The organism is Bacillus sp. NTK071 (assembly GCF_017303315.1).
GTDB lineage: Bacteria > Bacillota > Bacilli > Bacillales > Guptibacillaceae > Guptibacillus.
This window is the reverse complement of sequence record NZ_JAFKOI010000002.1, coordinates 493,439-509,346: the sequence shown is the minus strand read 5'-3', so window position 1 is coordinate 509,346 and position 15,908 is coordinate 493,439. Positions and strand designations below refer to the sequence as shown.

Annotated in this window: 17 protein-coding genes; all 17 read left to right on the top strand. The window is 40.9% G+C overall.

Going from position 1 to position 15,908, the window contains the following annotated elements; all coding sequences use genetic code 11:
• Positions 1 to 14 precede the first annotated feature (14 nt).
• Positions 15 to 1,388: a VanW family protein gene (locus tag JI666_RS06955; RefSeq protein ID WP_206890087.1), complete on the top strand. Its 1,374-nt coding sequence runs from the start codon at positions 15 to 17 to the stop codon at positions 1,386 to 1,388.
• Complete coding sequence (locus tag JI666_RS06950; protein WP_206890086.1) at positions 1,388 to 3,052, top strand: GspE/PulE family protein; 1,665 nt, start codon at positions 1,388 to 1,390, stop codon at positions 3,050 to 3,052. Before JI666_RS06955 ends, JI666_RS06950 begins: the two co-directional genes overlap by 1 nt.
• 8 nt (positions 3,053 to 3,060) lie before the next feature.
• On the top strand, positions 3,061 to 4,095 hold the full coding sequence (locus tag JI666_RS06945) for a type IV pilus twitching motility protein PilT (RefSeq protein WP_206890085.1): 1,035 nt from the start codon (positions 3,061 to 3,063) through the stop codon (positions 4,093 to 4,095).
• 3 nt (positions 4,096 to 4,098) lie between these two features.
• On the top strand, positions 4,099 to 5,307 hold the full coding sequence (locus tag JI666_RS06940) for a type II secretion system F family protein (RefSeq protein ID WP_206890084.1): 1,209 nt from the start codon (positions 4,099 to 4,101) through the stop codon (positions 5,305 to 5,307).
• Between the two features lie 69 nt (positions 5,308 to 5,376).
• Positions 5,377 to 5,793 carry a prepilin-type N-terminal cleavage/methylation domain-containing protein gene (locus tag JI666_RS06935; RefSeq protein ID WP_206890083.1) on the top strand — a complete coding sequence of 139 codons (417 nt, stop codon included), beginning with the start codon at positions 5,377 to 5,379 and terminating at the stop codon, positions 5,791 to 5,793.
• 92 nt (positions 5,794 to 5,885) lie between these two features.
• A complete protein-coding gene (locus tag JI666_RS06930) occupies positions 5,886 to 6,641 on the top strand; it encodes a prepilin peptidase (RefSeq protein ID WP_206890082.1) in 756 nt (251 codons plus the stop codon).
• A 12-nt stretch (positions 6,642 to 6,653) separates the two neighbouring features.
• A complete protein-coding gene (pilM, locus tag JI666_RS06925) occupies positions 6,654 to 7,658 on the top strand; it encodes a type IV pilus biogenesis protein PilM (RefSeq protein WP_206890081.1) in 1,005 nt (334 codons plus the stop codon).
• Complete coding sequence (locus JI666_RS06920) at positions 7,648 to 8,247, top strand: PilN domain-containing protein (RefSeq protein ID WP_206890080.1); 600 nt, start codon at positions 7,648 to 7,650, stop codon at positions 8,245 to 8,247. The genes pilM and JI666_RS06920 overlap by 11 nt, the downstream gene beginning before the upstream one ends.
• Positions 8,240 to 9,034, top strand: a complete 795-nt coding sequence (locus tag JI666_RS06915) for a hypothetical protein (RefSeq protein WP_206890078.1) — start codon at positions 8,240 to 8,242, stop codon at positions 9,032 to 9,034. The genes JI666_RS06920 and JI666_RS06915 overlap by 8 nt, the downstream gene beginning before the upstream one ends.
• Positions 9,035 to 9,191: 157 nt before the next feature.
• Complete coding sequence (locus JI666_RS06910; protein ID WP_206890076.1) at positions 9,192 to 10,199, top strand: hypothetical protein; 1,008 nt, start codon at positions 9,192 to 9,194, stop codon at positions 10,197 to 10,199.
• A 263-nt stretch (positions 10,200 to 10,462) separates the two neighbouring features.
• A complete protein-coding gene (locus JI666_RS06905) occupies positions 10,463 to 11,041 on the top strand; it encodes a Maf family protein (RefSeq protein WP_206890075.1) in 579 nt (192 codons plus the stop codon).
• Positions 11,042 to 11,093: 52 nt separating this feature from the next.
• Positions 11,094 to 11,765, top strand: a complete 672-nt coding sequence (gene radC / locus JI666_RS06900) for a RadC family protein (RefSeq protein ID WP_206890407.1) — start codon at positions 11,094 to 11,096, stop codon at positions 11,763 to 11,765.
• A 102-nt stretch (positions 11,766 to 11,867) separates the two neighbouring features.
• Positions 11,868 to 12,905, top strand: a complete 1,038-nt coding sequence (locus JI666_RS06895) for a rod shape-determining protein (RefSeq protein ID WP_048312584.1) — start codon at positions 11,868 to 11,870, stop codon at positions 12,903 to 12,905.
• Between the two features lie 16 nt (positions 12,906 to 12,921).
• Positions 12,922 to 13,800 carry a rod shape-determining protein MreC gene (mreC, locus tag JI666_RS06890; protein WP_206890074.1) on the top strand — a complete coding sequence of 293 codons (879 nt, stop codon included), beginning with the start codon at positions 12,922 to 12,924 and terminating at the stop codon, positions 13,798 to 13,800.
• Positions 13,797 to 14,342, top strand: coding sequence for a rod shape-determining protein MreD (gene mreD / locus JI666_RS06885; RefSeq protein WP_206890073.1), 546 nt, complete (start codon positions 13,797 to 13,799; stop codon positions 14,340 to 14,342). Before mreC ends, mreD begins: the two co-directional genes overlap by 4 nt.
• Before the next feature lie 41 nt (positions 14,343 to 14,383).
• Complete coding sequence (minC, locus tag JI666_RS06880; protein ID WP_206890405.1) at positions 14,384 to 15,061, top strand: septum site-determining protein MinC; 678 nt, start codon at positions 14,384 to 14,386, stop codon at positions 15,059 to 15,061.
• 19 nt (positions 15,062 to 15,080) lie between these two features.
• Positions 15,081 to 15,881 (top strand): septum site-determining protein MinD, encoded by an 801-nt coding sequence (gene minD / locus JI666_RS06875; protein ID WP_206890072.1) that lies wholly within the window; start codon positions 15,081 to 15,083, stop codon positions 15,879 to 15,881.
• Positions 15,882 to 15,908: the final 27 nt, after the last annotated feature.

The window sequence follows — 15,908 nt, the reverse complement described above, 5'->3', positions numbered from 1 at the left end:
AGGTGTTCATCAAGATGAGCGAAGTTGCTCGCAGAGGGTTGATTAAAACGGCTGGACTTATCGTGATTTCAACTATTTTCATTTCTAGTTTTTCGATTTTCGGAACTTCATCCTATCAAAAGGTTTTTGGTGAAGATACACTTCCTGAAAATTCAATAGTAGGGAGTGTATCTGTTTCTGGGTTGCAGCCAGCTGAAGCAAAGGAGAAGATTGAAAACGAAATAGCAACATGGAAAACATCTCAACTTTTGTCATTGCAGCATGATTCAGAGAACATCAAGTTACCGGGTGAGTTATGGGATTTTCAAGTAAGTGAAACTATCGACACTATGGCTATTTCAAATACTGAAGAAGTGCCGCTGCTAGTTACGTTGAACACAGAGATGCTCACTGAACTTATTGCGGAGTTGGGAATGAAGCCTGAGTTATTTAGTTTACCACTTCTTTCTGAAGTATTATCGGGCTATGCATCTACTCTTGAGACGGATGAGATACCGATTGATTTAGCAAATTATTACGCGACAAGTGATCGTATCGAGGAGCTAGCAGAGAGTAAGGTGATAGGCACGTCAGATCTTATTCTTGTTCCAAAAGTAGTAGATACGATTAAAAATGTAACAATCGAGCCTGAACAAACGTTTTCGCTTCAAGACTTGTTCAGAGAAGCAAATGTTACGGAAAAGCAGACAGATAGTTTGAACCTGTTCCCATCTGCGATTCTAGAAGTACTTCTTCATACTAATTTTGAATTAAGAGAGAGGCATACAACGCTTGATTTACCAGTCTATGGTGAACCTGGGTTGAACGCTGTCATTAATATGACCAATCAGGATTTCAGTTTCTATAACCCCAATCAGTCATCATACACTATTGAATTTAAATGGGAAAAGGATTCTATCGTAGTGACGTTATTTGGTCCCGCATTTCCGCTAACTTATAAACCAAAGGTGATCAAAGAAATAATTGATCCTGACACAATTATTCAGTATTCAGAAGCGTTAAGTGGAAATGAAAAAGCGGTTATCCAGGAAGGTAAAGAAGGCTACCTTATCACTACATTTCGCGAGACGTTCGATCAGGACAAACGCGTAATCAATAAGGAAAAGCTATTTGAGGATTTTTATTCCCCGCTTCATCGTATTGAAAAGAAAGCATATCCTGAGCCTCCTAGCAAAGGTGTAACGACAGATGAAGATGGTAACCCAGTGATAGAAGCAGACAGCGAAGGAACAGAAGAGAGTCAGACGAATGAAAACGGCAGCACTGATGGTAATTCTCAAAATGATGACGCTACAAGTGGTAGCGAAAATGAAGATAACGAAGAGCAAACTGGAGAGGGGAACGATGAAGTTATTAAGGGCTTAGAGTATCAAAAGGAGGGTGAGTAATGAGACAAACAAAGAAACGACTTGGAGACCTCCTTATTGAATCTCATGCGATAACAAAAGAGCAGCTTGATGATGCTTTGTCTCAGAAACCGAATGATCTTAAGCTTGGTGATGCTTTAATTCAGCAGGGAATCATTACAGAACAACAGCTTATCGAAGTACTCGAATTCCAGCTCGGCATTCCACATGTTAGTTTGTATAATTACCCGGTTGAAAACCATGTGATTGATCTTGTACCGAAGGATATTGTGAATAAATATCATCTCATTCCACTCAAAATTGAGAATGATCGACTTTATGTCGCCATGTCAGACCCAATGGATTTCTTTGCAATTGACGATCTTCGTCTTTCCACGGGTTTTTTGATTGAACGAACAATCGCAACGAAAGACGATATTGCGAGAGCCATTAGTAAGTACTATGAAATTGATGATTCAATGGACGAGTTACTAAGTGATATAAAAAGTGAGCGAAACGATCTTGAAGAAGAGCAAATAACAGATGAAGAGTCGCCAGTTGTTAGGTTAGTAAACCAGATTATTCAGTTTGCAGTTCAAAATCGGGCTAGCGATATTCATTTCGATCCTCAAGAAACTAAACTTCAGGTTCGGTATAGGGTAGATGGTCACTTAAGGACAGAGCGGAGTCTACCAAAGCACATGCAAAAGGTGCTCACAGCTCGAGTGAAAATTATGGCTAATCTTAATATTACGGAAAGCCGTGTTCCTCAAGACGGAAGAATTAAGATGAATCTTAATTTGAAGCCTGTCGATCTTCGAGTATCAACACTGCCAACTGTGTATGGTGAAAAAATGGTTCTTCGTGTACTCGATATGAGTAGTACGCTAAATCAATTGAATAAGCTTGATCTCCATCCCATTAATGATCGTAGATTTCGTAAAATGATTGAGCAGCCGAATGGCATTATTTTAATAACGGGTCCAACAGGATCAGGTAAATCTTCAACGCTTTATGCCACATTAAATCATTTGAATGATGAAGAAACAAATGTGATTACTGTAGAAGATCCGGTCGAGTATCGCTTAGAGGGCATTAACCAGGTGCAGGTGAATAGTAACGTTGGACTTACATTTGCGAAGGGTCTTCGTTCCATCTTAAGACAAGATCCGGATATTGTAATGGTGGGAGAGATACGTGATACAGAAACGGCAGAAATTGCGGTCCGCGCTTCGTTAACTGGTCACCTTGTTCTTAGCACGCTTCATACGAATGATTCAATAGCAACGATTGCGAGATTAATAGACATGGGTGTAGAACCTTTTCTAGTCGCAGCTTCCCTTGCTGGCATCGTGTCACAGCGCCTTGTTCGTCGCGTTTGTCGAGACTGCGGAGAGGTAGAGCAAGCAACTGAACGCGAAAAAGAGATTTTCAAGAAGCGTGGCATTTCTATTGCGGAGGTTAATCGTGGCAAAGGATGCGGTAACTGCAACATGACAGGGTATAAAGGAAGAATTGCCCTTCAGGAAGTGCTCGTGATGGATGACGCTATTCGAAAGAAAATCATGAATAATGAACCGATGACAGCGCTTCGTCAATACGCCATTAAAAAGGGAACGATCTTTCTAATTGATGACGGATTACTTAAAGTAAAACACGGTCAAACAACGACAGAAGAAGTTCTTCGAGTCGCTTTTAATGAGTAGGTGAGAACATGAAAGAGCAAATGGAAAAGCTTTTAAAAGCAGCTTTTCAGCTTGGGGCCTCTGATTTGCACCTGACAGTTGGTGTACCACCAATTGTCAGAGTAAACGGTGATCTTAAGCGTTACGGGAATGAACCATTGACTCCTGAAGTTACAGAGCAAATGGCAAAAATAGTTATACCCAATGAAATGTGGGCCATGTTTGTTGAGAAAGGTGATCTTGACTTTTCCTACAGTTTACCGGGAGTTTCAAGGTTTAGAATGAATGCTTATTATCAGCGCTCATGTATTAGTCTTGCGATTAGAATTGTGCCAACGCACATTCCTTCGATGGAAGACTTGCATATCCCGCCAATTATGAGAAAGCTAGCAATGAAACCGCAGGGGCTAATCCTTGTTACTGGGCCAACTGGATCTGGTAAATCAACAACGCTTGCTTCAACGATTAACTACTTAAATCACACCGTTCAAAAGCATATTATTACGCTTGAAGACCCGATTGAGTATTTGCACAAACATCGTAGCTGTGTCATTGATCAGCGTGAAATTGGAGCAGATGCTAAAAACTTCGGTCATGGTCTGCGTGCAGCACTAAGGCAGGATCCCGACGTTATTCTCGTCGGAGAGCTTCGCGATCTTGAAACAATTCAAACAGCTGTCACTGCTGCAGAAACGGGACATCTTGTACTAGGGACGCTTCATACGAGTAACGCATCGGCGACAATCGATCGAATTATCGACGTATTTCCCCCTAGTCAGCAGTCGCAAATTCGTGTGCAGCTCGCATCCGTTCTTGTTGGGATTTTATCTCAGCGTTTATTCCCAACGCCAGACCGGAAATCAAGAAAGCCTGCGTTTGAAGTATTAGTAAACAATTCTGCAGTAGCGAATTTAATTCGTGACGGGAAAGTGTATCAAATACCTAACGTACTTCAGACGAGCAGAGCACTTGGTATGGTTGCACTTGAAAGCTCTATTAAACAATTACTAAGTGAGAGTGCTATTTTAAAAGAAGCTGCTGAGCCGTATTTACAGGGGGAGTAATAAATGAGTCAGTTCCAGTATGTTGGTAAGACAGCAAAAGGCAGAATGAAAAAGGGTAGCTTGACGGGAGAGTCGAAGCGGGAAGTTATTCTGGAGCTTCGTGAAAAAGGAATTGCTGTAATGGAAATTCAAGAAGTTGACGCTTCCTTATTGGCGAAGGATATTTCAATAGGTAACCCTGTTAAACTACGTGACTTTGTTGTTTATCTTAGACAGTTCGCAACGCTGCTTCGAGCAGGTATATCGATTGTTGACGCAACAGCTATTTTGTCAGAGCAAACAGAAAGCAAAGCGCTTGGACGAGCATTGAAAACGATTGAAGAAGAGCTTCGAACAGGTAATCCGTTATCCGAGGCTGCAGCCAAACATCCAAAAGTGTTTCCACCAATGTTTACGAACATGGTATATGCTGGCGAAGTAAGCGGCGGCATGGATGAAGCTCTCGAACGACTTGGTGAGTATTTTGAGAAGCAGCATAAAACAAAACAGAAAGTAATTTCAGCCATGACTTATCCAGTGATAGTCGGTATCGTTGCAATTGGTGTAGTGATTTTCTTACTAGCTTCTGTCGTACCAACTTTTGCGGACATGCTTGAAGATCTAGGTGGAGATTTACCAGCCATTACGCAGTTTGTAATGGGTGCAAGTAACATTGTGCAAGTCTACTGGTGGTTGATCATACTGGTAATAGTGCTAATTGTAGGATTTATTTCTATTATTAGACAAAAATCTTATAGTAAGTATTATTTTGATTATGCTATACTGAAATTACCGATATTCGGGAAAATTTTACAAAAAGCGACTCTCGCGCGAATGACGAGAACGCTAAGTTCCCTTTTTTCGAGCTCGGTCCCCATTCTACAGTCTCTAGCGATTGTGGAAAAAGTTGTAGGAAACGAGGTGGTGGTTAGAGTTCTGCGTGAATCAAGAACCTCTCTTGAACAGGGGAAGCGTTTAACAGAGCCGATGAAAAAGCACTGGATCTTCCCGCCTTTAGTTACGCAGATGATTTCGATTGGAGAGGAAACGGGTTCATTAGATGCGATGCTCGCCAAAGTAGCCGACTTTTATGAAGATGAAGTCGAAAACGCAACGGATCGATTAAAAGCAATGATCGAACCGCTTATGATCGTGTTTCTAGCAAGCATTGTAGGCGTCATTGTTCTTTCCATCATTGTGCCAATGTTTGAAATCTACAACAACGTGGGGTAGTAAAGAAGTTTCATAGACATCATTGTTAGTCATACTTAGAAGAAAAAAAGAAATCAAGGGGGAAAACACATGTTCAAGCGTTATTTGAAGAATGAGAAAGGTTTAACGTTGATTGAATTGCTTGTTGTTATTGTAATTCTAGGGATTATTGCTGCTATAGCAATTCCGGCTGTAGGAAACTTAATCGATAATACTAGAGATAAAGCTAAAGTCTCTGAGGCTGCAAATATAATCAGTGGTGCTAAACTTGCTCATGCATCAGAAGGTTATCCAAAAAATGGATGGAGTTCTGATACAACAAACGGAAATGATCTAGAAAATTTCATTGAAGATGGAAACCTTAAAGACAATTCCTGGACGGTAACTTGGTCAAAAGCTGATGGTTATGAATTGAAAGGACATAATAGTGCTCCTGTAATTGTATCAACTTATACAGATACTACTGAAGTAAAAGAAAGTGAAATTACAGGGTTTTTAAGCAAGTAAACACATTAGAAAACCCTCCCCGGAGGGTTTTCTTCCTAACTACATACCGATTCACTTAATCTACTAAACTATTTCGAAGAAGGATGAAACATATGGGGGTCATATTACATAGTTATTTATTTCTAGTTGGGCTTGCACTTGGGTCTTTTTATAATGTTGTAGGACTTCGGGTACCGATCAAACGATCGATAGTGACCCCTCGCTCATCCTGCCCAACTTGTAAGCGGGAACTTTCACCGTTAGAACTCATTCCGGTTTTCTCTTATTTGCTCCAGCGTGGGAAATGCAAAGGTTGTTCATCGCGAATATCGCCAATCTATGCAGCTGTTGAGTTTGTGACCGCATGTCTTTTTACGATAACACCGTTTTTGGTAGGATGGTCAAAAGAATTGCTAATCTCATATGGGTTGATTTCCCTTCTTATTATTGTATTTGTATCTGATATTTCATATATGTTGATTCCGGATAAAATTCTATTGTTTTTCACAGCTTACTTTATCGTAGCAAGAATGATTGTTCCAATGAATCCTTGGTACAGCCCCTTAATCGGAGCGGCTGCTGGCTTCTTACTACTTCTCCTCATTGCTGTTATTAGTAAAGGTGGTATGGGGGGCGGGGATATTAAGCTGTTTGCGGTGCTGGGTATTATATTTGGGTTTCAAGAAATACTGCTTGTTTTCTTCTTCTCAACACTTTGCGGATCGATTATTGGTATTACTGCTTTACTCAGTGGAAAAGCGAAACGAAAGCAGCACATTCCGTTTGGTCCATCAATCGCGCTAGGTGCAATTATCACTTATTTTTACGCTGAACCAATCTTAGACTGGTATTTTAGTTTTCTGTCATGATGGAGGGAATGGATGATGGGTTTTTTTCGTTTTAAGCCACAATCAAAACAGATTAGTATGATTTTGCATGATCATGTGATCAGAATGGTCGAGCTCTCTCATTCGACAATGGAAATTCGTTCTTACCGTGAACGGTTTCTTCCTGAAGGGATTATCCGTGATGGCAAAGTAATCGAACGAGATACCCTTTCAGTCATTTTAGAAGAGTGTGTAGAAGAATGGGGAATTAAAGGAAAAAGAGTTGTTTTTCAAGTTCCTGATACCTATCTTGTCCTAAGAAACGAGAAAATCCCTCTTACTGTGGCTGATGATGATATTAAAGGTTACCTTTACCTTGAGATTGGGACGAGCATTATGCTTCCTTTTAAAGACCCTGTGTTCGATTATGAATTAATTGGACAAAAGAGCGAGCATAAAGAAATTCTTCTTTTTGCAGCTCCTGAAGAAATTGTTAACGATCTATCTTCATTACTTGAATCCGTTTCCCTTCATCCTGAAGCTGCTGATGTTACAGCGCTATCGCTCTATAGACTTTATTATCATACTGATCAGATTGACTCACAGAAGCCCACGCTTCTCATTCATTGTGGCATACGGGCCATTAATGTAAGTGTTTTCTATCAGCACAAGCCTGCATTTATTCGCCAGGTAATGATGGATGCACCTCAATCCAACTGGGATGTCGTTCAAACAACTAGATCGTCGAGTACAATGAAGTGGATCGGTGATCGCGAAGAAATGATTGAAATGGTTGATGATAGTGTTACGGAAATTGAGAGAGTAATTAGTTTCTATCACTATTCGATGAATAAAAGCGGGCAAACAATTCAACGTGTTTTCTTATCAGGGGACTTTCCTGAGCTTCCTTTATTAAAGAAACGCCTTGAATCCACTGTGGAAGTAGCTGTTCAACATGCGGAGACGAATGCAATTAAAGATGAGGAAGGGAATTTACTTCCACTTCCTTACTACGGGGCTTATGGTCTTTCATTAAAGGGGTGGAGAAATGTTAATTGATATTAACCTTCTTCCAAATAAGCCGAAGCGATCTTTTTCGTTTATCCTCATTCCTATTTCAGCAGGTGCGGTTATACTAGTGGTTTTTCTCTGGATGTTCTTTAGCTCACACCAATTAAAATCCGAACAAGTGACATTAACAGATCGGCTAGAAAAAACATCCGAGCTCATGAACGCACTCCAGTCAAACGATGTTGAGGCTGCATCTTCCGGCCAAACGTTACAAGAGTATGTTGACTGGCTTGATGGTGTCGAGTTTTCGACTGTTAAACTATTAGATGATCTTGTAGCGCGACTTCCGGAACGTGGTTACTTTATGAACTACGATTTTGATGGAAGCGAGACAGTAACATTAACGGTACAATTTGATCAGATGAAAGAAGTCTCTCAATATTTAAGTGAACTTAATTCCTCAGAAAATGTTCGATCTGCGAGTGTTCTTACTGTAACAGCCGCTGATTTAACGGAAGAAGCAGAAGAAGATGGTCGCATTCTTCCTCGGTATGTAACGGAATATGAAATTGTAATTAATAAAGCAAATTTAAGAATAGATGAGAATGAGGTTGTAGAGGAGGGCTCTGATGGATAATCGTACTAGAAACTTACTAACGGCAGTTGGTCTGCTTCTTCCGATCCTAGGTCTTGTGCTTTTCTATATGTTCTCCGTACTTCCTCAAAAGCAAGAAGTTGAAAGACTAGAGGCTCAGGTTAGTCAGAACGAGGATGTCATTCGAGTACTCGAAGAAAAAGAGAATAATAAGCAGGCTGAATCTTTTGATACGAATGCGCTACAGCGTATGGTCCCAGTAAAGCCACTAGTTGATCAGTTTATCCTTGATCTAAACCAGGCTGAACTCGTATCAAGAAGTAAGATTCAACAGCTCGATTTTGTAGACGAGGTTCTTAATCCTGAGCAGTATGCAGAAGAAAGTACCTCAGAAGAAACAAGCGAGGATGGACAAGAGAATCCCCCTGATGTGGCGACTGAGGAAACTAGCGAAGATGCTCCTGAAGCGCCACCAAACGAAATAGGCGAAGCAGTGGCAGGACTTCCTGAAGGCATCCAATCCGTAAACGTAAGCATGGCGATGGCTTCAGATAACTATCCGTCTCTTAGAACATTTCTAAAGTCCATTGAAGGTTTACCACGAATGGCGATGGTTAGTGGTTTATCTTTTACAGGAAAGCCTGAAGCTGTTTCGTTAGATGAAGGTGAAGAGACAAAAGAATTATTGTACACCGCTGATGTGTCAACCTTCTACATTCCTTCCTTAACCGATCTTGCAGAACAAACACCTAGTATTGACTACCCTGAACCTGCGGATAAAGAGAATCCTCTTTATGAGACGGTAACAGACGAAGAAGCGAAAGAGTAGTTTCTTCTATTAGTGTATGAGAGAAGCTTCTATTAAAGAGGCTTCTTTTTTGTGATTAGCTGTTAGTAGAAGAAAGCCTCAAATCTAGTAGTTTCTGTTCTAGCATTTCCCCCCATTTCATAGACTATAGTACAAGCCGGTATCAAGGAGGATGGTTATGGACAGGGAGAAACGAACAATTTCAATTCGTTTAAATGGGGAGGACGTGAATAAACCTTCCGAAACACATAAAGAAGAAAGTGCTGCGGCAGAAGAAAAAGAATTTGAGTGGATTTTACCCGAACGGCGTGACGCTAAGAAAATAGTAGAGATTCGTAAGCGTCATATTCAAAAGAGACCTCGTCCATTATTTGAACCTACTACGAAACGTTCGAAGCTTCCTGTAGGAAGAAAGAAGAAAAAATCTCCTTCGCTGACTGGCAAACCGGTGATAACGATTCAGAAAAAGGTGGTAGCTTCTGCAGTGTTTGCTATTGTCATTGGTCTTCTATTTGGACTGAGCTTGTTGATGGTTTTCTCAGGAAACAATGCGACATTACCAGCTAACACTGAACAGAAATCAATACCAGCTTCAACGAAAGGTGCTGATTTATCGCTTGATCTTCATGTTGTTCAGTCTGGAGCTTACGAAACAGAAGATGCAGCAAAGGAATTTCAACTGAAGTTTAAAGAGCAAGGCTTTCCTGCTACTATATTTAAAGGTGAAAAGTACTATTTACTGATTGGCGTTTCTTCTACTGTTGAAGGACAGGATGCGCTTGGAAGTTACTTTGAAAGTAAGGGGCAGGATGTTTATAAAAAGGTTTGGACAATTGATGGTAAAGGAGCTCAAGCAGATCCTGAAGTGGCTCAGCATGTTCAGGAAGGAAGAGATCTTCTTGAGGAACTTACCACACTTGATTTAGCTGCACTTTCCGATAAAAAGGTTACAGACAAAGAAATTGAAAAAACAGCCGAAACCATTGAGAGTTGGAACGATAAGGGAACAAAGATGAGTGAGTGGGAGAAAAATGATGGACAAAAATTCGCAGAAGATTTAAACGGAGCCATGAAAGAAATTCAATCATATTCTTCTGAGGAAAAAGTCCCTTCGCTTTGGATTGCGCAGCAGCATCTATTAGATGGTATGTCATCTTATCAGGACCTAGTGGAAAGTATGAAATAGTCAGATATTTGCGGATCGAATCATTTAACGGTAGGATAAGGAAGGAGGGTCTACCCTCCTTAACAATAGTGCTGAAACGAATAGAAATAGGAAATTTCAGATTATCGTTACAAATTTATTCTGTATGCACATACATGAACAAAACATGACGAAAAATGTAAAGGAACGTCAGAAAAATAAATTGTGGAAAGAAAAGGGATTTGATAAGCTGTTATCAAGCCCTTTTCCCACTTGTGAATCATTTACAAAAAAAGGGTGGTATTATGAAGCGCCTCGTGTTAGCCTCTGGATCTCCGCGAAGAAAAGAACTTCTAGAGCAAATGAACCTCCATTTTGACATTATCGTAAGCGGCTTTGAAGAACATCTCTCTTTATCTGTTTCTCCTTCTGAACTTGTGAAACAGCTTGCCTTTGGTAAAGCAAACGATGTACTTTCTGACATATCAGAGGGTGTTGTCATTGGGGCTGATACGGTCGTAACACTTGATCACAATGTACTTGGAAAGCCAGAGAGCCGAGAGCATGCGAGGCAGATGCTTAGAGCGCTTTCTGGTCGTACCCACATTGTTTATTCAGGTGTGTCCATTCTTTCACATGACAAGAAAGTTGAATTTCATGAAGCAACTGAGGTTACCTTCTGGGAGTTAACAGATGAAGAAATTGAGACGTATCTCGATACAGGAGAGTCTTTTGACAAAGCGGGAGGTTATGGCATACAGGGTTTCGGTGCCGCCTTTGTGAAACGTATTCATGGCGATTATTACAGTGTGGTAGGGCTTCCGATTGCAAGAACGCTTAGAGAACTTAAGGCGTTTGGCATAGTTCCGGAGATTCAGCATTAGTCAGGCATGAAGATGAATCCAGGGAGGAAGCGTGTTGCTGAAAACACCTTTAATGATTCGTGATTATCCTGAAGAAGAGCGCCCGAGAGAGCGCTTAATGAAGGACGGTCCTGAAACGTTATCCAATCAAGAGTTATTGGCTATTATCCTCAGGACAGGAACAAAGCAGGAGTCTGTCCTTCAACTTTCTTATCGCATTATCCAGTACTTTGAAGGACTTCGACTTCTAAAAGATGCAAGTATTGAAGAGTTAACCTCTCTAAACGGGGTTGGAACTGCGAAAGCCGTACAGCTAATCGCAGCAATGGAGCTCGGGAGAAGAGTTAGTCGCCTTCAATTAGAAGAGCGCTATACGATCCGTTCACCAGAAGATGGTGCGAACTATGTGATGGAAGACATGCGTTTTCTCTCGCAGGAACACTTTGTTTGCTTATACTTAAATACGAAGAATCAGGTGTTACATCGTCAAACCGTCTTTGTCGGTAGTTTAAATGCGTCGATTGTACACCCACGTGAAGTTTTTCGAGAAGCTTTTAGGCGTTCGGCTGCTTCATTGATTTGTTTTCACAATCATCCAAGTGGTGATCCTACACCAAGTAGAGAAGATATTGAAGTCACAAAACGCTTAGCGGAATGTGGGAAGATGCTTGGTATAGATATGCTTGATCACATTATTATCGGAGATCAAAAGTTTATTAGTTTAAAAGAAAAAGGTTACGTATAAAACGGACACGGGATAGCACGTTTTCCCACTACCGTTTTCAATACTGATGCAGTATAATCATATTTATGAGTTTTGGTTGAATTGAAGGGAGATTTAACATAAATGTTTGGTGGATTTTCAAGAGATATGGGAATAGATTTAGGTACAGCTAATACGCTGGCATATGTAAAAGGTAAAGGCGTCGTTGTGAGGGAGCCTTCAGTTGTTGCGCTTCGTACAGATACAGGTTCAATTGAGGCAGTCGGTAATGACGCTAAGAATATGATTGGTCGTACACCAGGAAATATTGTTGCACTTCGTCCAATGAAAGATGGAGTCATTGCTGATTTTGAAACGACAGCTACAATGCTGAAATATTTCATTCAACAAGCGCAGAAAAACCGTTCAGTCTTTGCGCGAAAGCCAAATGTCATGGTTTGTGTCCCTTCTGGAATTACGGCTGTTGAGAAAAGAGCAGTAGAAGATGCTACGCGTCAGGCAGGCGCGCGTGAACCTTATACGATTGAAGAGCCATTTGCAGCTGCAATTGGTGCTGATTTACCAGTTTGGGAGCCTACTGGTAGTATGGTCGTAGATATTGGTGGAGGTACGACTGAAGTTGCGATTATTTCTCTAGGTGGTATTGTAACGAGCGAATCGATTCGCATTGCTGGTGATGAAATGGACGAGTCCATTATTCAATATGTGAAGAAGACGTATAACTTGATGATCGGTGAACGCACAGCCGAGCAACTTAAGCTTGAAATTGGTTCAGCAGGAACTACAGAAGGTATTGAAGCGATGGACATTCGTGGACGAGACCTAGTAACTGGACTACCGAAGACAATCAGTGTGTCTGCTGATGAAGTATCAGGTGCTCTTCGTGACACAGTGAACAGTATTATTGAAGCTGTTAAAGTAACACTTGAGAAAACACCTCCAGAACTAGCTGCAGATATTATGGATCGTGGGATTGTACTAACTGGAGGCGGGGCTTTACTTCGTAACCTTGATCAGGTGATTAGTGATGAAACGAAAATGCCTGTCATTGTAGCTGAAAATCCGCTTGAGTGCGTTGCGATTGGCACAGGGCGTGCGCTAGAAAATATTCATCTGTTTAAATCTAGAGCTGGTATTACCTCCCGCTCAAAACAGAAGTAGTAAGAAGGTGTAAGGCATGCCACAATTTTTTTCAAATAAACGACTAGTTGTCCTACTTGTTAGTATAATTGTTCTCGTCGCACTCATTGGAACCTCAATGAAAGAGCGTAACGCTCTGACAATGCCTGAGCAATTTTTCAAGGATTCAGTTGGCTGGATTCAGTCAATCTTTTATAAACCCGCTCATTCAGTAGCGGGTTTATTTGAGAGTATTGGTGATATGAAGGACATGTACGAGGAGAATGAGCTCCTAAAGTCCAGACTCAATGAATTTGTCGCCTTATCTGAAGAATTGAAAACCGTTAAAAAAGAAAATGAAGAACTAAAAAGCGAGCTAGACATCGATCCGTCTACAGGCTTGTCTAATTATCAGACGTTCCATGCGAATATGATTGCTCGTTCACCAGATCGGTGGAATGATTTGCTCACCATTGATAAGGGGAAGCAAGACGGGGTACAAGTGAACATGGCAGTTGCTACTCCTAATGGTCTTATTGGGAAAGTGAAAAACGTTCAACCGTTTTCTTCTACTGTACAGCTTGTTAGTGATGTAGACAGAACAAATCGAATCGCTGCAATGACACAGGAAGATAAGAATGTTTTTGGTACAATTGAAGGATATGATACTGAAAAAGAAGTTCTCTTATTCTCAAAAATCCCTGTAGATATTAAGGTGAAAAAAGGTCAGACTGTAATTACTGCAGGAAATGGCGGGATATTCCCACGCGGGATCGTCATTGGTAAAATTGTCGATGTGGAGACAGATAATGTAGGTACAACACAAACGGCTCTTGTTAAACCTGCTGCTGACTTGTATGACATTAATAACGTTATGGTTATTGATCGCGGAGCACAGAACGTAGTACCTGATAATGGAGAAGGTGAAGAGGAATGAAGCGCTTTCTTCTAATTGGTACTCTTTTCGTTCTTTTTTTAATCGAGGGAACTGTTTTTCAAGTGTTTGCACCTGAGCACTATGGATTTGGTTTTCAGCTGATTCCACGTTTTGTCACGGTAATTGTTGTTATGGTTGGCATGATGATGAGTCCAGCATATGGCGTTATTTATGGGATTGGATTTGGACTCTTACATGATTTAATTTATACAGACCTTGTTGGTGTGTATATGTTCGGAATCTCGGTTGCAGCCTACATAATCGGTTATTTATCGAAGGTTTTTCAACTTAATTGGTTTACGGTGCTTGTACTTGGACTTCTCGGTGTCTCGTTGGTTGAATTCTATGTATATGAACTTTTTTCATTAATTAACGTAACGGATGTTTCATTTCATGCCTTTTTCTATGACCGTTATCTTCCTTCGTTAATTCTTAATGGTGTCTTTCTACTTGTTGTTTATTATCCTGTGAAGCAGTTATTGGAAGAATTATCTGAAAGCCGTAGACAAGAAAATCAGGCCAAAAGAAGGAGTTTCCTTTAGCAGCGTTGAATTATTCTATGTTGAGGTGAATGAAATTGTCTATGGCTCAAAAGCAAACACAGCAGTTTGTCACGATTAAAGGGACGAAAGATGGCTTGAATCTGATTTTAGACGATTCCTGCGCTTTTCGTGATGTTATAAATGAATTAGATGAAAAGCTTTCCGCCCGTCATATCCAGCAGACGGAAGGAAATGTGATCACAGTTACGTTAAAACTAGGAAATCGTTATTTAACGAGAGATCAAGAAGAGACCCTTCGAACAATGATACAATCAAAGCAGAACCTTGATGTGGATCGTATTGATTCAAATGTCATTTCACGCGAAGAAGCAGAAGAAGAGCGGAAACGAACGACTGTTACATCTGTAACAAGAACGGTTCGTTCAGGACAGGTTCTTGAAGTGGAAGGTGACCTTCTTTTAATTGGAGATGTGAATCCTGGTGGTACTGTGAAAGCAGCGGGTAATATCTTCATCATGGGATCACTTCGCGGGATTGCACATGCTGGCGCAAATGGAGACATCAACGCTGTCATTACAGCAGCTGTTATGAAACCATCACAGCTCAAGGTTGCTGAACTAATCAGTAGACCGCCTGATCAAGCAGGTACTGCAGTTCATGAAGCAGAATGTGCATTCGTCAGAGAAGGTTATTCAGAAATTAGCGTAGATCGTATTCAAGTACTAACTAAAGTTAGACCGAATTTGACAAGGTTGTAGACAGAAAGGGGAATGTTGTGTGGGAGACGCTATCGTCATTACTTCCGGAAAAGGTGGTGTGGGTAAAACCACAACGACAGCAAACATCGGAACAGCTCTTGCACTGTCGGGGAAGAAAGTATGTCTGGTGGATACGGATATTGGACTACGAAACCTCGATGTTGTCATGGGACTAGAGAATCGCATCATCTATGACCTCGTCGATGTAGCGGAGGAAAGGTGCCGCCTTCATCAGGCTTTAATTAAAGATAAGCGCTTTGAAGCTCTCTATATGCTTCCAGCAGCACAGACGAAAGATAAGTCTGCTGTTCAGCCAGATCAGATGAAGAGAATCATTGATGAATTAAAGCAGGATTATGATTACGTGCTAATTGATTGCCCTGCAGGTATTGAACAAGGATTCAAAAATGCAATTGCGGGTGCAGATAAATCAGTTGTGGTTACGACACCTGAAACATCAGCCGTCCGTGATGCAGACCGGATCATTGGTCTTCTTGAGAAAGAAGAAAATATTGAAGCACCAAAGCTTGTCGTCAATCGTATACGAAATCATATGATGGAAAGCGGAGAAATGTTAGACGTTGATGAGATTGTTTCTATTCTTGCTATTGATTTGCTCGGTATCGTTGGAGATGATGATTCAGTTATTCGAGCATCAAATAAAGGAGAGCCAATTGCACTTGATCCAAGCTCTAAAGCCTCCATTGCTTATCGGAATATAGCACGTAGAATTCTTGGTGAGTCTGTTCCTCTTCTATCTCTTCAAGAAGAACGTGGCATGTTAACGAAAGTCAAAAAGTTTTTTGGAATGCGTTCATAATCCCGGCCAATTGGCCGGGGTTTTTTA